General features: G+C 65.3%; 21 protein-coding genes. 15 read left to right on the plus strand and 6 right to left on the minus strand.

The features are described 5' to 3' along the window. The first annotated feature begins 13 nt into the window (after positions 1 to 13). From leuD to QOL82_RS07420, 14 genes are all read left to right on the plus strand, one after another. Positions 14 to 661 (plus strand): 3-isopropylmalate dehydratase small subunit, encoded by a 648-nt coding sequence (gene leuD / locus QOL82_RS07355; protein WP_283441602.1) that lies wholly within the window; start codon positions 14 to 16, stop codon positions 659 to 661. Positions 662 to 679: 18 nt separating this feature from the next. Continuing rightward, positions 680 to 1,753 carry a 3-isopropylmalate dehydrogenase gene (gene leuB / locus QOL82_RS07360; RefSeq protein WP_283441603.1) on the plus strand — a complete coding sequence of 358 codons (1,074 nt, stop codon included), beginning with the start codon at positions 680 to 682 and terminating at the stop codon, positions 1,751 to 1,753. Positions 1,754 to 1,800: 47 nt separating this feature from the next. Next, positions 1,801 to 2,937 carry an aspartate-semialdehyde dehydrogenase gene (gene asd / locus QOL82_RS07365; RefSeq protein ID WP_283441604.1) on the plus strand — a complete coding sequence of 379 codons (1,137 nt, stop codon included), beginning with the start codon at positions 1,801 to 1,803 and terminating at the stop codon, positions 2,935 to 2,937. A gap of 208 nt (positions 2,938 to 3,145) precedes the next feature. Continuing rightward, complete coding sequence (locus QOL82_RS07370; protein WP_283441605.1) at positions 3,146 to 5,998, plus strand: motility hub landmark protein FimV; 2,853 nt, start codon at positions 3,146 to 3,148, stop codon at positions 5,996 to 5,998. A 410-nt stretch (positions 5,999 to 6,408) separates the two neighbouring features. Beyond that, positions 6,409 to 7,197, plus strand: a complete 789-nt coding sequence (gene truA / locus QOL82_RS07375) for a tRNA pseudouridine(38-40) synthase TruA (protein WP_283441606.1) — start codon at positions 6,409 to 6,411, stop codon at positions 7,195 to 7,197. Next, positions 7,194 to 7,901, plus strand: a complete 708-nt coding sequence (locus QOL82_RS07380) for a phosphoribosylanthranilate isomerase (protein WP_283441607.1) — start codon at positions 7,194 to 7,196, stop codon at positions 7,899 to 7,901. The genes truA and QOL82_RS07380 overlap by 4 nt, the downstream gene beginning before the upstream one ends. Further along, positions 7,898 to 9,136, plus strand: a complete 1,239-nt coding sequence (trpB, locus tag QOL82_RS07385; RefSeq protein WP_283441608.1) for a tryptophan synthase subunit beta — start codon at positions 7,898 to 7,900, stop codon at positions 9,134 to 9,136. The genes QOL82_RS07380 and trpB overlap by 4 nt, the downstream gene beginning before the upstream one ends. A 79-nt stretch (positions 9,137 to 9,215) precedes the next feature. Next, positions 9,216 to 10,040: a tryptophan synthase subunit alpha gene (trpA, locus tag QOL82_RS07390; RefSeq protein WP_283441609.1), complete on the plus strand. Its 825-nt coding sequence runs from the start codon at positions 9,216 to 9,218 to the stop codon at positions 10,038 to 10,040. Between the two features lie 91 nt (positions 10,041 to 10,131). Beyond that, positions 10,132 to 11,004: an acetyl-CoA carboxylase, carboxyltransferase subunit beta gene (gene accD, locus QOL82_RS07395; protein WP_283441610.1), complete on the plus strand. Its 873-nt coding sequence runs from the start codon at positions 10,132 to 10,134 to the stop codon at positions 11,002 to 11,004. Between the two features lie 80 nt (positions 11,005 to 11,084). After that, positions 11,085 to 12,380, plus strand: a complete 1,296-nt coding sequence (gene folC, locus QOL82_RS07400; RefSeq protein WP_283441611.1) for a bifunctional tetrahydrofolate synthase/dihydrofolate synthase — start codon at positions 11,085 to 11,087, stop codon at positions 12,378 to 12,380. Positions 12,381 to 12,399: 19 nt separating this feature from the next. Continuing rightward, complete coding sequence (locus QOL82_RS07405; protein WP_283441612.1) at positions 12,400 to 13,347, plus strand: SPOR domain-containing protein; 948 nt, start codon at positions 12,400 to 12,402, stop codon at positions 13,345 to 13,347. A gap of 25 nt (positions 13,348 to 13,372) precedes the next feature. Further along, positions 13,373 to 13,861 carry a CvpA family protein gene (locus tag QOL82_RS07410; RefSeq protein WP_283441613.1) on the plus strand — a complete coding sequence of 163 codons (489 nt, stop codon included), beginning with the start codon at positions 13,373 to 13,375 and terminating at the stop codon, positions 13,859 to 13,861. Between the two features lie 24 nt (positions 13,862 to 13,885). Then, entirely contained in the window at positions 13,886 to 15,403 is a 1,518-nt protein-coding gene (gene purF / locus QOL82_RS07415) for an amidophosphoribosyltransferase (RefSeq protein WP_283441614.1), read from the plus strand. 64 nt (positions 15,404 to 15,467) lie between these two features. After that, positions 15,468 to 16,712, plus strand: a complete 1,245-nt coding sequence (locus tag QOL82_RS07420; protein ID WP_283441615.1) for a cystathionine gamma-synthase family protein — start codon at positions 15,468 to 15,470, stop codon at positions 16,710 to 16,712. 132 nt (positions 16,713 to 16,844) lie between these two features. Here QOL82_RS07420 and QOL82_RS07425 read toward each other — a convergent pair whose 3' ends face one another. The 3 genes from QOL82_RS07425 to QOL82_RS07435 all read right to left on the minus strand — a co-directional run bounded on the left by QOL82_RS07425 (position 16,845) and on the right by QOL82_RS07435 (position 18,684). Continuing rightward, entirely contained in the window at positions 16,845 to 17,441 is a 597-nt protein-coding gene (locus QOL82_RS07425) for an LOG family protein (protein ID WP_283441871.1), read from the minus strand. Positions 17,442 to 17,446: 5 nt separating this feature from the next. Beyond that, entirely contained in the window at positions 17,447 to 18,127 is a 681-nt protein-coding gene (locus QOL82_RS07430; RefSeq protein WP_283441616.1) for a TetR/AcrR family transcriptional regulator, read from the minus strand. Between the two features lie 95 nt (positions 18,128 to 18,222). Continuing rightward, positions 18,223 to 18,684 carry a fasciclin domain-containing protein gene (locus tag QOL82_RS07435; protein ID WP_283441617.1) on the minus strand — a complete coding sequence of 154 codons (462 nt, stop codon included), beginning with the start codon at positions 18,682 to 18,684 and terminating at the stop codon, positions 18,223 to 18,225. 163 nt (positions 18,685 to 18,847) lie between these two features. Between QOL82_RS07435 and QOL82_RS07440 the strand changes: the two genes are divergently transcribed. Further along, on the plus strand, positions 18,848 to 19,246 hold the full coding sequence (locus tag QOL82_RS07440; RefSeq protein WP_283441618.1) for a hypothetical protein: 399 nt from the start codon (positions 18,848 to 18,850) through the stop codon (positions 19,244 to 19,246). 18 nt (positions 19,247 to 19,264) lie between these two features. On the opposite strand, the gene QOL82_RS07445 is transcribed toward QOL82_RS07440, so the two are convergent. Genes QOL82_RS07445 through QOL82_RS07455 form a run of 3 tightly spaced genes read right to left on the minus strand, consistent with a single transcriptional unit; the run spans position 19,265 to position 21,365 of the window. Continuing rightward, positions 19,265 to 20,194 (minus strand): esterase/lipase family protein, encoded by a 930-nt coding sequence (locus QOL82_RS07445; RefSeq protein WP_283441619.1) that lies wholly within the window; start codon positions 20,192 to 20,194, stop codon positions 19,265 to 19,267. 52 nt (positions 20,195 to 20,246) lie between these two features. After that, positions 20,247 to 20,720 carry an RDD family protein gene (locus QOL82_RS07450; protein ID WP_283441620.1) on the minus strand — a complete coding sequence of 158 codons (474 nt, stop codon included), beginning with the start codon at positions 20,718 to 20,720 and terminating at the stop codon, positions 20,247 to 20,249. A 54-nt stretch (positions 20,721 to 20,774) separates the two neighbouring features. Beyond that, positions 20,775 to 21,365: a DUF3106 domain-containing protein gene (locus tag QOL82_RS07455; RefSeq protein ID WP_283441621.1), complete on the minus strand. Its 591-nt coding sequence runs from the start codon at positions 21,363 to 21,365 to the stop codon at positions 20,775 to 20,777. Position 21,366: the final 1 nt, after the last annotated feature.

A 21,366-nucleotide genomic window follows, 5' to 3' on the forward strand; every position in this document is an offset into this window, starting at 1 on the left:
GAAAGCAAACGACATGAACAAATTCACCCTGCTCGATGGCCTTGTCGCCCCGCTGGACCGGGCCAATGTCGACACCGACGCCATCATCCCCAAGCAATTCCTGAAGTCGATCAAGCGCACCGGCTTCGGCCCCAACCTGTTCGACGAATGGCGCTATCTCGACCATGGCGAACCCGGCATCGACAACAGCAAGCGGCCGCTGAACCCGGACTTCGTGCTGAACCAGCCGCGCTACCAGGGCGCGTCCATCCTGCTGGCGCGCAAGAACTTCGGCTGCGGCTCGTCGCGCGAGCATGCGCCGTGGGCGCTGGACCAGTTCGGTTTCCGCGCGGTCATCGCGCCCAGCTTCGCCGATATCTTTTTCAACAACTGCTACAAGAACGGCCTGCTGCCGATCAAGCTGACCGAAGGCGAAGTCGACCAGCTGTTCAACGAGGTCAAGGCGTTTCCCGGCTACCGGCTGGTCGTCGACCTGGAGCAGCAGACCGTCTCGACGAAAAACGGCAGCAGCGTGTTTTCCTTTGATATCGACGCCTTCCGCAAATTCTGCATGATCAACGGGCTGGACGACATCGGCCTGACGCTGCAGAAAGCCGACAAGATCCGCGCGTTCGAGGAACGCCACCTGGCCGCGCAGCCCTGGCTGGCCAACACCATCTGACCTTCACGGAAAATTACAATGAAAATAGCAGTCCTGCCGGGCGACGGCATCGGTCCCGAGATCATCGAGCAGGCGGTGCGAGTGCTGCAATCGCTGGATGAACAGTTCGAACTGGAGACCGCGCCGGTCGGCGGCGCCGGCTATGAGGCGCATGGCCATCCGCTGCCGGACGGCACGCTGAAGCTGGCGCAGGAAGCCGACGCGGTGCTGTTCGGCGCGGTCGGCGACTGGAAGTACGACACGCTGGACCGGCCGCTGCGGCCGGAACAGGCGATCCTCGGCCTGCGCAAGAACCTGAAGCTGTTCGCCAACCTGCGTCCGGCCATCCTGTATCCGGAACTGGCCGGCGCGTCGACGCTGAAGCCGGAAGTGGTGTCGGGACTCGACATCCTGATCATCCGCGAGCTGACCGGCGACATCTACTTCGGCCAGCCGCGCGGCGTGCGCATCGCGGTCGACGGCCCGTTCAAGGGCGAGCGCGAAGGCTTCGACACGATGCGCTATGCCGAGCCGGAAATCCGCCGCATCGCGCATGTCGGCTTCCAGGCCGCGCAGAAACGCGGCAAGCGCCTGACCAGCGTCGACAAGGCCAACGTGCTGGAGACCTTCCAGTTCTGGAAGGACATCGTCACTGACGTCCACAAGGAATACCCGGACGTCGCGCTCGACCACATGTATGTCGACAATGCGGCGATGCAGCTGGTGCGCGCGCCGAAGAAATTCGACGTGATCGTCACCGGCAACATGTTCGGCGACATCCTGTCGGATGCGGCCGCGATGCTGACCGGCTCGATCGGCATGCTGCCGTCGGCCTCGCTGGACGCGGCCAACAAGGGACTGTACGAACCGTCGCACGGCTCCGCGCCCGACATCGCCGGCAAGGGCGTCGCCAATCCGCTGGCGACCATCCTGTCGGCCGCGATGATGCTGCGCTATTCGCTGGACCGCGCCGAACAGGCCGACCGCATCGAGGCGGCGGTCAAGAAGGTGCTGGCTTCGGGGCTGCGCACGCCGGACATTTACGAAGAAGGCACGACCCGCGTCGGCACCCGCGAAATGGGCGATGCGGTAGTCAAGGCGCTGGCCGCCTGACGATGCAGGGCAGCAAACAGTAATCAATACAATTCCGGGGAATAAAGATGAAACTCGTAGGCTTGGTAGGTTGGCGCGGCATGGTGGGCTCGGTCCTGATGCAGCGCATGCAGGAAGAGGGCGACTTCGCACAGATCGAACCGGTGTTCTTTTCGACATCGAACGCCGGCGGCCGCGCGCCGTCGCAGGCGAAGAACGAGACCGCATTGAAGGACGCCAACGACATCGAGGCGCTGAAGAAGTGCGAGATCATCCTCACCTGCCAGGGCGGCGACTACACCAGCGAGATCTTCCCCAGGCTGCGCGCCGCCGGCTGGAACGGCTACTGGATCGACGCCGCGTCGACCCTGCGCATGAAGGATGACGCGATCATCGTGCTCGACCCGGTCAACCTCGACGTGATCCGCACCGCGCTGTCGCGCGGCGTGAAGAACTACATCGGCGGCAACTGCACCGTGTCCTGCATGATGATGGGCCTGGGCGGCCTGTTCCAGCACGACTTGATCGACTGGATGACCTCGATGACCTACCAGGCCGCTTCCGGCGGCGGCGCGCAGCACATGCGCGAGCTGCTGACCCAGTTCGGCTCCATCAACGCCGAAGTCAAGGCGCTGCTGGACGACCCGGCTTCCGCCATCCTGGAAATCGACCGCAAGGTGCTGGCCAAGCAGCATGCGATGAGCGCCGAGGAAACCCAGCAGTTCGGCGTGCCGCTGGGCGGCAACCTGATCCCGTGGATCGACAAGGACCTCGGCAACGGCGTGTCCCGCGAGGAATGGAAGGCGGGCGCCGAGACCAACAAGATCCTCGGCCGCGGCGACGCCTTCGGCGCCGGCGCAAAGCCTGCCATCGCGGTCGACGGCCTGTGCGTGCGCATCGGCGCGATGCGCTGCCATTCGCAGGCGCTGACCATCAAGCTGAAGAAAGACGTGCCGCTGGACGAGATCAACGACATCATCGCCAGCAACAACCAGTGGGTGAAGCTGGTGCCCAACACCCGCGAAGCGTCGATGAAGGACCTGACTCCGGCCGCCGTCACCGGCAGCCTGACCATCCCGGTCGGGCGCCTGCGCAAGATGCAGATGGGCGGCGAATACCTGTCCGCCTTCACCGTCGGCGACCAGCTGCTGTGGGGTGCAGCCGAGCCGCTGCGCCGGATGTTGCGTATCGTCCTCGAGGCTTGACAAGCGCGGCCTCAGGTCGTAGATTGTGTTTCCTAAGCGCAATGTCCGCCCGTCAGACCCCGGTAGCCGCCGGATATGACGGGCTTGCTTTATCCAGCCAGGGCGCCTGCTTGCAAGCGCCAGCGTCACGGTGATAAGGTGAAACTTCCCGATCGAAGCCACTTTGGTGCATTCCGGCAAAGCCGGATGTGCCGCGGAATGACCCTCTATGCCCAAGAAAACGACTGAAAAAGACACCGGGAAACCGCATTCGAGAGCCTGGAAGGCGTTGGGGGCCGCAGTGGTGTCCGCCGCCATGCTGGGCAGCGCCGGCGCTGCAGGACTGGGTCAGCTGACCGTCCTGTCCTCGCTGGGGCAGCCGCTGCTGGCCGAGATCGAACTGACTTCGGTAAGCCGGGATGAAGCAGGCAATGTGTCGGTCAGGCTGGCGCCGGCATCGGCATTCAGGCAGGCGAACATCGATTACAACCCGTCGCTGGCCAACCTGAGATTTGCGATCGAGCAGCGCGGGAACCGGCAGATCGTCCGCATCACGTCTTCTCAGCCGGTTAACGAACCTTTCGTCGATGTCTTGCTGGAAGTAAACAGCAATGGCAGTCGCCTGTTGCGCGAATACGTCGTGTTGCTCGATCCGGCCGGCACCCGGCGCGCCCAGCCGGCCGAAACCGCGCCGGCCCCGGCGGGCAATCCGACTGCTGCTGCAGCGGCGGCTACGGCCGCCGCCGCGGCTGCCACCTCGACGCCGGCTGCGCCGGCTAGACGGCAGGCGCCTGCCGCATCGGCGCCGGCAGCCCCGGCCCCAGCCTCGTCGTCGTCAGCCGACGCCGGCGCAGGCGGAAATACCTATCCGGTCAAGCGCGGCGATACGCTGGCCGAAATCGCCGGCCAGGTGAAACCGGAGGGCGTGTCGCTGGACCAGATGCTGGTTGCGCTTCAGCGCGCCAACCCGAATGCCTTCGTCGGCGACAACATCAACCGCCTCCGTTCCGGCCAGATCCTAACCGTGCCGGGCGCGGAAGCGGCGCGCGCGGTGCCCAGCGGAGAAGCCCGCCGCATCGTGGTCGCGCAGTCGGCCGACTTCAATAATTACCGCAACCGGCTGGCAGGGCAGGTTGCCGGCGCCGGCAGCGGCCAGGGCGAAGGCGGGCAGCTTGCGTCCGGCAAGATCACCGCGAAAGTCGAGGAACAGCGCAACCCGGCCGGCGACTCGCGCGACCGGCTGCAGGTATCCCGCTCGGGCGCGCCTGCCGGCGCCAATGCCGAGGAACGCATTGCGCAGGAAAAGGCGCTCGCCGAAGCAAATTCCCGCGTCAGGGAACTGGAAAAGACCGTAGGCGACTTGCAGCGCCTTCTGGAGATCCGCAACCGCGACCTCGCGGCAAGGCAGAACCAGGCGGCTGCAGTTGCAGGCACTGCGGCGACGACGCCGGCTGCGCCAGCCGCGACCGTTGCGCCGGCCGCAAGCCCGGCGCCTGCCGCCGAAGCCCCAGCACCAGCCGCAACGGCACCCGCACCTGCGCCCGCAGCGGTGACCGCCGCGCCCGCGCAACCGGCCCCGGCGGCTGGCGATGCCGCACCCAAGCCGGCCAAGCCGCGTCCGGTGGCTGTCACGCCGCCGGCGGCTGAACCCAGCCTGCTCGAAGACCTCACCGGCAACCCGGTGGTCCTGGGCGCATCGGCATTGCTGCTGGCCTTGCTGGCTGCGCTCGGCATCAGCCGTTCCCGCAAGGCCAAGAAGGCGAAGTCCCTGGGCGGCGCGAGCATCCTCCCGACTTCGACGCTGAAGACCAATACGCTGTTCGGCGCGGCCGGCGGCCAGAGCGTCGACACCAGCAACAGCGTGTTCAACTCGAATTTCTCCCCGTCCGCCAGCCAGCTCGACACCAATGAAGTCGACCCGGTGGCGGAAGCCGATGTCTATATCGCCTATGGACGGGACGCGCAGGCCGAGGAAATCCTGAAGGAGGCGCTGCGCACCCAGCCCGACCGCACCGCGGTGCGCGGCAAGCTGCTGGAAATCTATTCGTCGCGCAAGGACCTGCGCGCCTTCGAGACCACCGCGACCGAGCTGTTCAGCCTGACCAAGGGCGAAGGCGAGGAGTGGGCGCAGGCGGCCACGCTCGGCAGCGCGCTCGACCCGGCCAATCCGCTGTATGCATCGGCGAAGAAGCCGGTGGATGCGGCTGGTCCCGGCATGAGCACCGGCGCCGCAGCGACGGCAGCGGCGGTTGGCGCAGCCGGCATCGGCGCCGCCGCGCTCGCCGCAGCGCCGCATGCCCACAACGAAGACCACGACAACGACCTCGATTTCGACGGCCTGCTGAGCGCCACGAAACAGGTCGACGATACGCCGCACGAGCTGAAGCTGGACGACACGCCGCCCCCGGCGCAAGCACAGTCGCAGGCACAGGTGGACGAAGCGGCAACGCCTGCGACGGACAGCATCGTCGCCACGGACCTGCCTGACGACGCGCCGCTCGCCGCTTCCACGGCCCCGGCGCCCGTGCCGGCAGAGCCCGAGCCGGCATCCAACCTGCTCGATTTCGATTTCGACCTCGACAGCTTCGGCAAGACCACGCCGCCGGTTGCGCCTGCCGCGCCTGCCGACTCCACGCTGGACGAGCATGCCGATTCCAGGCTGATGGACTTCAGGCTCGATGACGACGACGTGCCGGCCGCCACGCCTGGCGTGCCAGCATCGCAACACGGCGAGCCGGCCGACGACGAGTCGTTCGCGCTGCTGGACCCGGAACCCGATGCGACGCAGCCGCACCCGGCAACCCTGGCAGATCAGCCGACGCCCGTGGATTTCGACCTGTCCGGCATCAGCCTCGACCTCGATAGCCATGGCGCGGACAGCGAGGCGCTGCAGGACGTGCCGACGCTGGGCGAGCATGCGTATTCGAACACCGCCGAAATGGCCACCAAGCTGGACCTGGCATCGGCCTACCAGGAAATCGGCGACCGGGAAGGCGCCCGGGAGTTGCTGGAGGAAGTGATCCGCGGCGGCGACACCGAGCAAAGCGAGAAGGCGCGCGGCCTGCTGGAAAAACTCGCCTGAAGCGGGTTTTCCTTGCCGAACGGGCGCAGCGCTGCTGTCGCCCGTTTTGTCATTAAAGGACGTACTCCAGTCCCGGTCCACAACGCGCGACGAAACCCCGTAGGGTGCAATAAGCGCAAGCGCATCACACCATCACCATGCGTCGCGAACAGGCGACGGTGGTTGATTGGCCGGTGGTGTAATGCGCTGCGCTTATTACACCCTATGGAGCGGGACCGTCGATCTCATCCGGTACGGCATGAATCGGGATTGGTATAACCTTGCCCATCGCAACACCCTGAAATCACGGACGTCGCAGGACGCGGCAGGCGAAGCGCATTACGCAAGGCGAGGCGAATGTCGCGACCGCCGGAATCGCCAGCACGGCCCATCCCGTCGTCCGCCAGCCAACCAGACCCATCGGAACTCATTTGAAACGCATAGCAATCGGCATCCAGTATGACGGCGCCCCATGGCAGGGCTGGCAGACCCAGCCGCACGGCCTGACCGTGCAGGATGCGCTGCAGGCCGCGATCCGGCAGTTCGCCTTGCAGGACATCCCGGTCCAGTGCGCTGGCCGCACCGACACCGGCGTGCATGCGATCGGCCAGGTCGCGCATTTCGACACCGACGTGGCGCGCACGATGCAGTCGTGGGTGCGCGGCGTCAATAACTTCCTGCCGCCGTCGATCGCCGTGCGCTGGGCGCAGGAAGTCGACGACGGCTTCCATGCGCGGTTCAGCGCCATCGGCCGCACCTACCATTACTACCTGTACAACCACCCGGTGCGCGCGCCGCTGCTGCATGGCCGCGCCGGCTGGGCGTTCCGGCCGCTGGATGCCGCCCGCATGCACGATGCCGCCCAGCACCTGGTCGGCCGCCATGACTTTTCGGCCTTCCGCGCGGCCCAGTGCCAGGCCAGTTCGCCGGTGCGCGACATGCATGCGATTTCGGTAGAGCGCAATGGCGACCTGCTGCGCTTCACGCTGACCGCGAACGCCTTCCTGCATCACATGGTGCGCAATATCGTCGGCTCGCTGATCGCCGTCGGCAGCGGCGTCCAGCCGCCGGACTGGATCGCCTGCCTGCTTGCCAACGGCGACCGCAAGCTCGCCGCGCCGACCTTCATGCCGGACGGCCTTTACCTTGCGAACATCGATTACGGCCCCAACTGGCATCTGCCTGCCACCCCGATCACCCAACCCGTATTCGCCCTATGAACGCCATTTCCCATCCCGCGCGCACCCGGATCAAGCTATGCGGCCTGAAAGAGGCCGAGGACGTCCGCAATGCGGTCGCCGCCGGCGCCGACGCGATCGGCCTGGTGTTCTATCCGCCCAGCCCGCGCAACCTGACCCTGGCCCAGGCGGCGGCGCTGGCGGCGCTGGTGCCGCCCTTCGTCGCCACGGTGGGGCTGTTCGTGAACCCGACCGCGGCGCAGCTGCGGGAAGCCACGGATGCCGCGCGGCTGTCGCTGCTGCAGTTCCACGGCGACGAGACGCCGGCGCAGTGCCATGCGCTGGCGGCCGCGGTGAACCTGCCCTTCATCAAGGCGTTCCGGGTCCGTCCCGATACGAAACCCGATGATTTGTTAGAATACGACTCCAATTGTCGCGCCGGCGGCCACCTGTACTCAGCCTTGCTGCTGGATACCTGGGTCGATGCCTACGGCGGTGGCGGAAAGGTTTTCGATTGGTCCCTCATCCCAGAAGAACTCGCGCCTCGGGTCGTTTTAAGTGGTGGCTTGAGCGTACACAACGCGACTGACGCGGTGCTGCGCGTTCGCCCTTACGCCGTCGATGTCAGCAGTGGCATCGAACGCGAGAAGGGCGTCAAGGACGGCGAGAAAATGCGCGCTTTCGTCGCCGCCGTCCGCCTGGCGGATTACCGCCTCAGCCCAGCCCTACCTGAAGGAATAGCATGACGACCCAGACCCAGACACGCCCGCCCGAAGGGCAGACCGAGCAATACAACCTGCCTGACGCACGCGGCCACTTCGGCCCCTACGGCGGCAGCTTCGTTTCCGAAACGCTGACGCATGCGCTGACCGAATTGCGCGAGGCCTATGCGCATTACCAGAACGACCGCGAGTTCATGGAGGAATTCCATTACGAGCTCAAGCATTTCGTCGGCCGTCCCAGCCCGATCTACCATGCCAAGCGCTGGTCCGAGATCGTCGGCGGCGCGCAGATCTATTTCAAGCGCGAGGACCTGAACCATACCGGCGCCCACAAGATCAACAACGTGATCGGCCAGGCGCTGCTGGCCAAGCGCATGGGCAAGCCGCGCGTCATCGCCGAGACCGGCGCCGGCCAGCATGGCGTGGCCACCGCCACCATCTGTGCCCGTTTCGGCCTCGAATGCGTGGTCTACATGGGCAGCGAGGACACCCGCCGTCAGGTCCAGAACCTGTACCGGATGGAGCTGCTGGGCGCGAAGGTGGTGCCGGTGGAATCGGGCTCGAAGACCCTGAAGGACGCGCTTAACGAAGCGATGCGCGACTGGGTCACCAACATCGAGAACACGTTCTACATCATCGGCACGGTGGCCGGCCCGCACCCTTACCCGATGATGGTGCGCGACTTCCAGTCCGTGATCGGCAACGAGTGCCTGACCCAGATGCCCGAAATGACCGGCCGCCAGCCTGACTACGTGCTGGCATGCATCGGCGGCGGCTCGAATGCGATGGGCATTTTCTACCCGTACATCGAGCACAAGGACGTGCAGCTGATCGGCGTCGAAGCCGCGGGCGACGGCATCGAGACCGGCCGCCACTCGGCGTCGCTGCTGGCCGGCACCGCCGGCGTGCTGCATGGCAACCGCACTTACCTGCTGCAGGACAAGAACGGCCAGATCATCGAGACCCACTCGGTGTCCGCCGGCCTCGACTATCCGGGCGTCGGCCCCGAGCATGCATGGCTGAAGGACATCGGCCGCGCGCAGTACGTCTCCATCACCGACGATGAAGCGATCGATGCGTTCCACAAGAGCTGCCGCATCGAGGGCATCATCCCGGCGCTGGAATCGGCGCATGCGCTGGCCTATGCGGCCAAGCTGGCCGCCACGCTGCCGAAGGACAAGACCATCCTGGTCAACCTGTCCGGCCGCGGCGACAAGGACATGCATACGGTCGCCGAACGCGACAGGCGCGCGCTGTAATCCGCTGTCCTTTCCGGCATCCGATATCCGTTAATCCCCCGGCCGGCGTTTTCGCCGGCTGCATGACTATAGGCAGGCCATGTCCCGCATAACACCTACATTCGCCGCATTGGCGGCGCAAAAAAGAACCGCGCTGATCACCTTCATCACCGCCGGCGACCCGGCGCCCGAACTGACCGTGCCGCTGATGCATTCGCTGGTCGCCGGCGGCGTCGACCTGCTGGAACTCGGCGTGCCGTTTTCCGACCCGATGGCGGAAGGCCCGGTCATCCAGCGCGCCAGCGAGCGCGCGCTGAAGCACGGCGTCGGCACCACCGACGTGCTCGGCTACGTCCGTGAATTCCGGCGCACCAACAAGACCACGCCGGTTGTGCTGATGGGCTATGCGAACCCGATCGAATGCATGGGCCAGCAGGCCTTCGTCGACGCCGCGCACGAGGCCGGCGTCGACGGCACCATCGTGGTCGACTATCCGCCCGAGGAGTGCGAGGACTTTGCCCGGATGATGATGGAGAAGGGCATGGACAACATCTTCCTGCTGGCGCCGACCTCGACCGAGGAACGCATCCGCCAGGTCGCCAGGGTCGGCGGCGGCTTCAGCTACTACGTGTCCCTCAAGGGCGTGACCGGCGCCGGCAACATCGACATCGACGACGTCAGCCGCCGCCTCGAGCATATCCGCGCCCATGTGAAGCTGCCGATCGGCGTGGGCTTCGGCATCCGCGACGCCGCCACCGCCAAGGCCATCGCGTCGGTCGCCGACGGCGTCGTGATCGGCAGCCGCATCATCCAGGAAATGGAGAAAGCGCCGCTGGACGAAGCGGTGGGCGTGGCCCATGCCTTCGTCGCCAGCATCCGCGCCGCCCTCGACGAGCAGAGCGCGGCGTCGGTCACGGCGGTGTAATATTGCCCCCTTGTGCGCGGGTGGTGGTTGCCGCGCCATCCGGGGCATCCCAAGAACAGCACAATATTGAGAAGATTGAGAGAGGGTCGCCATGAGCTGGCTAGAAAAATTGTTACCCCCGCGCATACAACGCACCGACAGCGCCAACCGCAAGTCGATGCCCGAAGGTCTCTGGGTCAAGTGCCCGTCATGCGAAGCGGTGCTGTATCGCACCGACCTGGAATCCAACCTCCACGTCTGCCCCAAGTGCAGCCATCACCTGCGCATCCGCGCCCGCGAACGTCTGGACTCGCTGCTCGACCCGGAAGGCCGCTACGAGATCGGCCACGAGGCATTGCCGGTCGACACGCTGAAGTTCAAGGACAGCAAGAAATACCCGGAACGCCTGAAAGCCGCAATGGAAGCAACCGGCGAGACCGATGCGCTGGTCGTGCTGGGCGGCGCCATCATGACGCTGCCGGTGGTGGTCGCCTGCTTTGAATTCGAATTCATGGGCGGCTCGATGGGGTCGGTGGTCGGCGAGCGCTTCGTGCGCGGCGCGCAGATCGCGCTGGAGCAGAAGGTGCCATTCATCTGCATCACCGCCACCGGCGGCGCCCGGATGCAGGAAGGCCTGCTGTCGCTGATGCAGATGGCGAAGACCACGGCAATGCTGACCAAGCTGTCCGAAAAGAAGCTGCCGTTCATTTCCGTGCTGACCGACCCGACCATGGGCGGCGTTTCCGCGTCATTTGCCTTCATGGGCGACGTGGTCATTGCCGAACCGAAGGCGCTGATCGGCTTCGCCGGGCCGCGCGTGATCGAGAACACGGTGCGCGAGAAGCTGCCGGAAGGCTTCCAGCGCGCCGAATTCCTGGTGCAGAAGGGCGCGGTAGACATGATCATCGACCGCCGCAAGATGCGCGAGGAAATCGCCCGGCTGCTGGCGCTGCTGCAAAACCAGTCCGCCGACGTGCTGGCCTGACAGCTGGCGCAGCCGCTGGCCCGGTCCTGTTTCCAGGCCCGGGCCTTTTCATTTGAACACCCGTCTCCAGATAAGCCGACATGAACATGCCCACCAACCTCGCCGACTGGCTTGCCTACCTCGAAGCCCAACACCCGAAAGCCATCGACATGGGCCTGGAACGGGTTGCGCAGGTGCGCGACGCGCTCGGACTCCGCCTCGATTGCCCGGTCGTGACCGTCGGCGGCACCAATGGCAAGGGTTCGACCTGCGCGATGATGGAAGCCATCCTGCTGCAGGCGGGCTACAAGGTCGGCCTGTACACCTCGCCGCACCTGGTGCACTTCAACGAGCGGGCACGGGTGGCCGGCGAGATCGTCAGCGACGATGCGCTGATCGAACAGTTCGCCGCGGTGGAAGCGGCGCGCGGCGATGTGTCGCTGACCTATTTCGAATTCACCACGCTGGCCATCCTGCGCCTGTTCGCACAGGCGGGGCTGGACGCGGTCATCCTCGAAGTGGGCCTGGGCGGACGGCTCGATGCGGTCAACGTGATCGACGCCGATGTCGCCGTCGTCACCAGCGTCGACATCGACCATACCGAATACCTGGGCGTGACCCGCGAGCAGATCGGGTTCGAGAAGGCCGGCATCTTCCGCGCCGGGCGTCCGGCCATCTGCAGCGACCCGGTGCCGCCCCAATCGCTGATCGACCATGCTGAAAAGATCGGCGCCGACCTGTGGCTGCTGGGCCGCGATTTCAATTACTCCGGCGACAAGCAGCAGTGGAACTATGGCGGTCGCAGCGTGCGCCGCAATGCGCTGGGCTACCCGGGCCTGCGCGGCGCCAACCAGTTGCTCAACGCCTGCGCCGCGCTGGCCGCGCTGGAAGCCCTGCGCGACCGCCTGCCGCTGGGCGCACAGGAAGTGCGCAGCGGGCTGGCGATGGTCGAACTGCCGGGACGCTTCCAGGTCATGCCCGGCCGGCCCACGGTGATCCTCGATGTTGCGCATAACCCACATGCGGCCGCGGCGCTGTCGCAAAATCTCGGCAACATGGGTTTCCATCCTTATACCTACGCGGTGTTCGGTGCGATGGCGGACAAGGACATCGACGGGATCATTGCGCACATGAAACCGCTCGTTGACCACTGGTGCGTGACCGATTTGCCCCTGCCCAGGGCGGCCAGCGCCGCGCAGATTGCCGAAAAGCTGTCCGAAGCCGGCGTCGAGAGCGGCGCAGCGGACGCCGAACACAGCATCGCGACGTTCGCCAGCCCCGCCGAAGCCTATGCAAATGCGCGGAGCAGGGCAGGCGAGAATGATAGAATTGCTGTTTTCGGCTCTTTCCTTACCGTGGCAGGCGTGATCGCCGCGCGCAAATCCGAATATCACTGACAGATTCAGCATCAATCGCATGGGCTTGCTCTCATTCCTCCGTAAAAACAAGCAGGAATCGCGCTCCGACAGCACGTTCCAGAGTCGCGCAGAAGAGGATTCGGACGCCGTCCGCAATCGTGGCAAGCGCAAGACAGGCAAGGAGCGCGGCAAGGCCCCGGACCCTGTGCTTCCCGAGAAAAAGCGCGCGCGTCGCCGGCTGGTCGGGGCAGTCGCCCTGGTGCTGGCGGCCGTCGTCGGCCTGCCGATGATCCTCGATTCCGAACCGAAGCCGGTCACCGACGACATCGCCATCGACATTCCTTCCAAGGACAAGCGCACGCAGGGCGGAACGGTCCGCAACGCGCCGCCGCCGGTAGCCAACGTCGCCAAGGCGCCGGTCGGCGTCGGGCTGGACAAGGACGAGGAAGTCATCGACCCCGCGACCTTGCCGCCGCCGGTCGACACCGGGCCGTCGACCGCCGCCCGCTCCGAAATGCCGCAACTGGTCAAGCCGGAACCGCGGCCCAAGCCCGAAGCACGGGCCGAAGCCAAGCCGGAAAGCCCGCGCCCGGCCAAGCCCGAACACAAACCTGAACCCAAGACGGAATCGAAGCCGGAGCCGAAGGCCGAGCGCAAGACCGAGATCGCCCATGCCAAGCCCGTCGAGAAAGTCGATGAAGCCAGCCGCGCCAGGGCCATACTCGAGGGCCGGCCCGAGCCGAAGGCGGAAGCCAAGGCCGAACCCAAGAAGGATGGCGGCCGTTTCGTCGTGCAGGTCGCGGCGCTCGCCACCCAGGACAAGGTCGATGAATTGCAGGGCAAGCTGAAGTCGGCCGGCATTGCATCGTTCACACAGAAAGTTTCTACCGACGGCGGCAGCCGTACCCGTATCCGGGTCGGCCCGTTCAGCAGCAAGGAAGAAGCCGACCGCGTGCGGGCCAAGCTGTCGAAGATCGGGCTCGCAGGCACGCTGGTGCCGGCCTGAAGCCGGTAACGGCGCGTGACTGGCGGTGACGCTCTTCGATTACCTGACCCTGTTCGTGCTGGTCGCCTCGATCGTGGTCAGCACCACGCGCGGCGTCGTGCGGGAGGTGCTGTCGCTGGCAAGCTGGGTGGCGGCATTCCTGGTCGCCAACATGTATGGCCAGACGCTGGCGGAATTATTGCCGGATGTCGTGCCAGGCGCGCTGACCAGGCTGATCATCGCATTCGTGGTGCTGTTCATCGGCACGCGCATGCTGATGGGCCTGCTGATACTGATGTGCGAATCGCTGATCAAGGCCAGCGGCCTCTCGTTCGTCGACCGCAGCCTGGGCAGCCTGTTCGGTCTCGCGCGCGGCCTGCTGATCGTGCTGGTGACCGTGATCCTCTGCGGCATGACCGCCATCCCGCAGCAGCCTTTCTGGAAAGATGCGATGCTCAGCGTCTATGCCGAATCCGCCGCGCGCAGCGTCAAGCCTTTCCTGCCGGACGAATTTGCCCGGCATGTACAGTTTTGAATTGTCTTAGTTAGGAGCTCCACCATGTGTGGCATTGCAGGCGTCGTCTCCCAGAACCCCGTCAACCAGCTGATCTACGATGCGCTGCTGCTTCTGCAGCATCGCGGCCAGGATGCAGCGGGCATCGCAACCAATCAGGGCAACAAGTTCTACATGCACAAGGCCAATGGCCTGGTGCGGGACGTGTTCCGGACCCGCAACATGCGCTCGCTGCTGGGCAACATGGGCATAGGCCAGTGCCGCTATCCGACCGCCGGCTCGTCCAGCGAAGAGGAAGCGCAGCCGTTCTATGTCAATGCGCCGTTCGGCATCACGCTGGCGCACAACGGCAACCTGACCAACTGGGAGCAGCTGAAGATCGAGATGTTCCGCAACGACCGCCGGCACATCAACACCAATTCCGACTCCGAAGTGCTGCTCAACGTGCTGGCGCATGAAATCCAGCAGGCCACGCTCGGCTATTCGCTCGATCCGGCCGCGCTGTTCAAGGCGGTGGCATCGCTGCACCGCCGGGTCCGCGGCTCGTACGCGGTGGTCGCGCAGATCGCCGGCTTCGGCCTGCTGGCCTTCCGCGACCCCTACGGCATCCGGCCGCTGTGCCTGGGCGTCAACGAGACCGACGCCGGCACCGAGTACCTGGTGGCGAGCGAATCGGTGGCGCTGGAAGGCCTGGGCTTCCGCTTCGTGCGCGACGTGATCCCCGGCGAGGCGATCTTCATCGATGTCGACGGCAACATGACGAGCCAGCAATGCGCGGACAACCCGGTGCTCAACCCGTGCGCATTCGAATTCGTCTACCTGGCCCGTCCGGACTCGGTGATCGACGGCGCGTCGGTCTATCACTCGCGCCTGAAGATGGGCGAATACCTGGCCGACAAGATCAAGCGCGAATTCAGCACCGGCGATATCGACGTCGTGATGCCGATACCCGATTCGGCGCGGCCGTCCACCATCGAACTGGCGCTGAAGCTCAACCTCGACTACCGCGAGGGCTTCATCAAGAACCGCTACATCGGCCGCACCTTCCTGATGCCCGGCCAGGCGATACGCCGCAAGTCGGTGCGCCAGAAGCTCAATGCGATCGGATCTGAATTCAAGGGCAAGAGCGTGCTGCTGGTCGACGACTCCATCGTCCGCGGCACCACCAGCCGGGAAATCGTGCAGATGGCGCGCGACGCCGGCGCCCGCCGCGTGATTTTCGCGTCGGCCGCGCCGCCGGTGAAATTCCCGAATGTCTACGGCATCGACATGCCGACGCGCAGCGAACTGATCGCCTACGGCCGCACCGACGAGGAAGTGTGCCGCGAGATCACCGCCGACGCGCTGGTCTACCAGGACCTCGACGCGCTCAAGCGCTCCATTTCGGATGCCAACCCGTCCATCCGCCAGTTCGAGGCTTCCTGCTTCGACGGCAACTACGTGACCGGCGACATATCGCGGGACTACCTGGACCGCATCGAATACGCGCGCGGCAATCCGGAACCCGCCAACGACGACATGGTGCGCTCGCAGCTCAACCTGTCGCTGGCGCCGGCGGACTGATCACCGAGCCCGGGACCGTGCCAGCGCGGCCCCGGGCGCATCGAGCCTTAGCGAAATCCCACACATGAACGACAAACGACAGTACGGCTTCACCACCACGATCCTGCACAGCGACCGCCAGAAGAACATCGAGCATGGCTCGCTGCACAAGCCCATCCATACCTCGGTGGCGTTCGGCTACAAGGACGCGCGTGAACTGGCTGCGGTGTTCCAGGGCCGGCAGCCCGGCTACCGCTACGGCCGGCAGGGCAATCCGACCGTGTCCGCGCTGGAAGACAAGGTCAACAAGATGGAAAACGGCTACGGCACCATCTGTTTTTCCACAGGCATGGCAGCCATCGGCGCGGTAGCCCAGGCGCTGCTGCGGGATGGCGACCACGTTGTATCGTCGGCTTTCCTGTTCGGCAACACCAACAGTCTGTGGCAGACGGTGGCCGCGCAGGGCGTGTCGGTTTCGATGGTCGACGCGACCGATGTCGCCAATGTCGAGGCGGCGCTGACGCCGGCGACCCGCATCGTCTTCGTCGAAACCATTGCCAATCCGCGGACCCAGGTCGCCGACCTGGCGCGTATCGGCGCGCTGTGCCGCGAGCGGGGCATTCTCTACATCGTCGACAACACGATGACGTCGCCCTACCTGTTCCAGCCGAAATCGGTCGGCGCGGGCCTCGTGGTCAATGCGCTGACCAAGTCCATCGCCGGCCATGGCATCGCGCTGGGCGGCAGCCTGACCGACACCGGGACCTATGACTGGGCACGTTATCCGCACATCGCGGAAAACTACCGGAAATTCCCGCCGGTGCAGTGGGGCATGGCGCAGATCCGGGCCAAGGCCCTGCGCGACTTCGGCGGCTCGCTGGGGCCGGAAGCGGCGCATCACATCGCGGTCGGCGCGGAAACCATGGCGCTGCGGCTGGAGCGGGAATGCGGGAATGCGCTGGCACTGGCGCGCATGCTGGAGGCGGACGAGCGGGTCGCGGCGGTCCATTATCCCGGCCTGGCATCCCACCCGCAGCATGCGCTGGCGGGCGAACTGTTCCGGGCCTATGGCAGCCTGCTGAGCTTCGAGCTGAAGGACGATATCGACTGCTTCGATTTCCTGAACCGGCTGCAGCTCGCGATCCCGGCCAGCAATCTCGGCGACACCCGGACGCTGGTGATCCCGGTGGCGCATACGATCTTCTATGAAATGGGCGCGGAGCGTCGCGCCAGCATGGGGATCGCGGAATCGCTGATCAGGGTGTCGGTCGGCATCGAGGATACCGACGACCTGGTGGACGACTTCCGGCAGGCGCTGGCGCTGCAGTAATGCCCGTTTCCTGAAGGCCGGGACATCGGGCCGGCGGAGAACGTCCGATGCGGCAGGCCGGCTGGCGTGAAATCCACGGCCGGCGCGCAGCGCTGCGACGAGCAGCGCGTATTCCGGCAATGCGCCTTCGCTTCAGGGAACGATTTCCTTGGCCTGCTCGCGTTCCAGCCACTTCACCTTGATATTCGGCACATAGCTCTCGAACTGGTCCAGCAGCGCGGCCGCGTCCGGCGCATGCATCAGCAGCTGGGCATGATCGGCCCGCACGAATCCCTCGTTCACGAGGTGGTTGGCAAAGCCGGTCAGCCCATCGTAGAACCCGTTCACGTTCAGCAGGCCGATCGGTTTCTGGTGCAGGCCGAGCTGCGCCCAGGTCGTCACCTCGAACAGCTCTTCCAGCGTGCCGAAACCGCCCGGCATCGCGATGAATCCACCGGCCAGTTCGGCCATCATGGCCTTGCGTTCATGCATGTCCTTGACGATGTGCAGTTCGGTCAGGCCATGGTGGCCGAGTTCGCGCTTCATCAGCGCCTCCGGTATCACGCCGATCGCCCGGCCTCCGTTGGCCATGACTTCCTCGGCGATCGCACCCATCAGGCCGACATTGCCGCCGCCGTAGACAAGGCCGATATCGCGCCGGACCAGTTCGCGGCCCAGTGCGCGGGCAGCGTCTGCATAGGCCGGGGAAGCGCCGGCGGCGGAGCCGCAATAGACGCACAGTGTTGCTATTTTTTTCATGATGTCAGTTTTTCTGGAGGTCGCTTCGAGTACTCGTCGACCAGTTTGCGGAAAAGGGCGTGGGTGTCGCCGCGCAGGTAGGGACCGACGAGCGATAGCACTTGGTAACAGCCGCGCATCAATGCATCCGCCATGACCTGCTGCTCGGTGTAGCGGCGCGGGTTGAGCACGTATTCGTACGATAGCCAGTAGCTGGCCACCACGACCATGTTGGCCGACAGCGCCTCGATTTCCTGGTCGCTGGCGTCGAGCGCGCCGTCGCTGCGCAGCCCGGCGCACAGCTGCCTCGCCACCAGCACCTTGTGCCGGTAGATCTGCTTGAACTGCAGTTCGAGCTTGCGGTTGCGCGAGAGCAGGTCGGACAGGTCGCGGTAGAAAAAACGGTAGCGCCAGACCAGTTCGAAGATCAGGTGCAGGTAAAGCCAGACGTCTTCTATCGTCGGGCGCCGGTCTGCCGGCACCGACAGCATCCGGTTGATCTCATCCTCGAACTGCACGAAGATCGAGTCGACGATATCGTCCTTGTTGCGAAAGTGGTAATACAGGTTGCCGGGGGATATGTTGAGTTCTTCGGCAATGATGGTCGTCGTGATGTTCGGTTCGCCGAACTCGTTGAACAGGCGCAGCGATGTTTCCAGTATCCGTTCGCGGGTACGGCGTGGCGCTTTTGCTTGCATTGGCGGGAAACGTTCCTGAACTGTCCGGTAGGCCATAAGCATAGCATCGGATCCGCCGTTCCCGAAGCCAACCCGGCGCCGGCCGCGCCGCTGCGTCAGGGCATGACGACGGTGTCGATCACATGGATGACGCCATTGTCGGCGGCCACATCGCTCTCGATGACGTTGGCCTGGTCGACCGTGACCTTGCCGTTATCCGACTTCAGCGTGACGGGCGCGCCCTGCAGCGTGCTGGCCTTGCCCGGCTTGACCTCGGCGACCAGCATCCGTCCCTGGACGATATGGTGGGAGAGCACGGCGGCCAGCTTCGCCTTGTCCTTGTACAGCGCATCCCAGCTCCCTGCAGGCAGCCTGGAAAACGCGCCATCCTCCGGGGCGAAAATGGTATACGGGCCGCCGGATTTCAGGCTGTCGTCGAGTCCCGAGGCTTTCAGTGCGGCGGTAAATGTGCGCAGATTGGTCGAACTCGCCGATTTCTCTACCAGGTCGGCTGCGCCGGCGGCATGCGCCAGTGTCAGCAGCAATATCGCTGCGCTTGTCTTCGAACGTATCGTCATGTTTGGTCCTGATTTCGATGCTGTGGAGCATTGCGACGCAGTGCGCCGGATTGGCGAAAGCGTCAAGCTGTCTCCACTATGGTTGCCATACAATCGAAAAGTTTCAACACAAGTGCGAGGGCATGCGCCAGATCGGCGCCCGGCGGCTCGCCAGATTCCCCGAATGAAAACAGAAAACGCAGCGCTTCCGCTGCTCCGGATCGTCCTGTGGTCATGGCTGGCCGGCATTGCCTGCCTGTTCCTGGCCCTGCAGTTCAGTCCGCCGTGGTTCTCCATCGACGCGATGGGTGGCGCGCTGGTGACCGCGTTCCGCTCAAGCCTGCTGTATGTGCTGCCGCCGCTGCTGGCGCTGGCCGCATGGCGCTGGCGGCGCGGCCGGGTGGACCTGGCCGTGTCGGCGCTTGCGGCCCTGCTGTGGACGACGTTGACTGTCGGATGGTGGGCGATCCATTTCAATCCCTTCCCCTGGGCGGCAAGCCTGCGCAACATCATGCTGCTCCTGCCATCCATCCTGGTGCCGTGCCTGGTGTTCTGGCGCCTCGTCCGGCGCAAGCCGGGCTGACCGGCGCTACACACCGGCCTAGGCGGCCGAACCGATCGCGTCGATAACGACCTGCTGCACCCGTGGGTGCAGGCCGAGCGCCACGTGGCCGATGCCGTTGAACTCGATATTGCGTGCACCGGGGAGGTGCGACGACAGCTGCGGGGAAACGATATTGTCCTGGTGGGAAAAGATCGAGATGAAGAGCGGCCGCAATGCGGCATCTTCATCGCGGGCAAGGCTGTCCAGCCAGGCGCTGCATCGTCCGTTCTCGGCGTCGCCGGTCCACAGCATTTCCCTGACATTCTCGCCGGCGCCGAACCGGGCCAGCCCGGTGCCGCGATGCGGCGTGCCCAGCGTGACCACCCGCAGCACGCGTCGCGCCCCGTGGTCGCGCAGGTACGCGCGCGCGACCAGGCCGCCCATGCTGTGCGCGACGATGACGATCTGCTCGCGGCCGGTCTGCCGGCATATCTCCTCGATCCGCGCATGCAGCGCCGGCACGAACTGGTCGATGCTGGCGAGCATCGGCTCCAGGTCGATGCCATAGTGGCCGATGCCGGCGCGGGAAAGCGCACGGCTCATGAAGTGCCAATAACCGCTGTTGCAGCCGTAGCCGTGGACCAGCAGCACCGGCGCCGTGTCGGCTTCCCCAGGGCGGTCGCGGAAGGTGCAGAAGCCCATGGTCCAGGATGACGAGACCATCGACGCGCAATACTCGATTAAAAACAGGCGTAACGCAGCCAGCCGGCCAAGCCGATGGTCGAAGGGCGTTTCGCTGCGGTAGATCCAGGAGAGGCCGAAGTTGTTGGCGGTGATCGTCATGCGCACCAGCAGCACAATGGCGACCGCCAGCAGGGCCGCCGGCAGCTTGCCGTGCAGGCCCGCGTATCGCGTCAGCAGCAGGTAGATGCCGGCCGCGGCGAGCAGTTGTATTGCCAGGAGGATGCGGGTGACGCGAGCGACCATGGCCAGTTATCGGGGACGATCGGTTATTGACAGTCTCAGCGTTCGGATTGTCTCAGCGTTGCCGGCCGCGCTTGCGCTTGCCCAGTTTCAGCGGCAGGCGCACCAGGCGGGTCCGGGCCAGCCTGTCATGCAGGAACTGGCGGTCCGGGCCAAGATACATCGTCAGCGCCCAGGCAACCATGCTCGCGGCCGGCAGCAGCACCAGCATCCAGCCCTTCGCATTGATCAGCCAGGCCAGGAGCAGGCCGGGAAGGAACCACATCCAGGCGAGCACATAGCGCAGCAGCGCCTGCCAGGCCGGCAGGTCTTTTCCATCCGTGCGTTCGACGCGGATGCGCCAGGTTTTCATCGCCAGCGTCTGGCCGCCATGCACCCAGAACCACGAGAAGTAGGCCGCCAGCACCAGGAATAGCCAGGTCTCCATCGCGCCGCGCAGGTAAAGCCCGTGGCGCTGCTGGGTCAGCGTCGAAAACAGGTAGCCGGAGATGAACAGGACGCCGAACAGCAGCATGGCCTCGTACACCATGCACGCCAGGCGCACCCTTAACGGGGGGATTGGATGCGGTTCCAAAATAGGCAACTACTGAACGGCGGACGGCTGCGGCGGCGGCTGCCTGAGCACGGATTTCGATGGCGGGACGAGCTTGCTCTTGTCGTGCGCGGCGGGAGGCAGGTTGGTGACGCGCTTCCGGGCGGCCGCTTCTTCCACCAGCTTCTTCTTTTGTTCGTCGGAAAGCTGCTGGTACTCCTGCCACTGCGCGGTTTTCTGGTCCGGTTCCAGCTTCTTGGTCCGCGAATAGCTTTCGCGGGCAACCCGCCGTTCTTCCGGCGTCAGCTTGACCCATTCCCGCATGCGCTCCTGCATCCTTGCCTGCTGTTCAGGCGGAAGGCTGGAGTAGCGCTTGGTCAGTTCTATCCATTTCTTCTTGCGCGCGCCGTCCAGCCTGTCCCAGTCCGCGGCCAGCGGCGCGAGCGCCTGCTGCTGCGTCGGATTGAGTTCCGCCCACAGGGGTTTCGAAAGAGGGGCCTGTTTGGCCACGGCCGCCGGCTTGGCTGTCGCGGAAGCCTGCGCACCGACGCTGTGCGCCGACGACACGCTGCTCGTCAAAGCAATCACGCAGGCGATCACGCAGGCAGGCGCTGAAGCTGCGCGCCATGCGGAACGCGCCACG

Source organism: Noviherbaspirillum suwonense (assembly GCF_900182955.1).
GTDB classification, from domain to species: domain Bacteria; phylum Pseudomonadota; class Gammaproteobacteria; order Burkholderiales; family Burkholderiaceae_D; genus Noviherbaspirillum_A; species Noviherbaspirillum_A suwonense.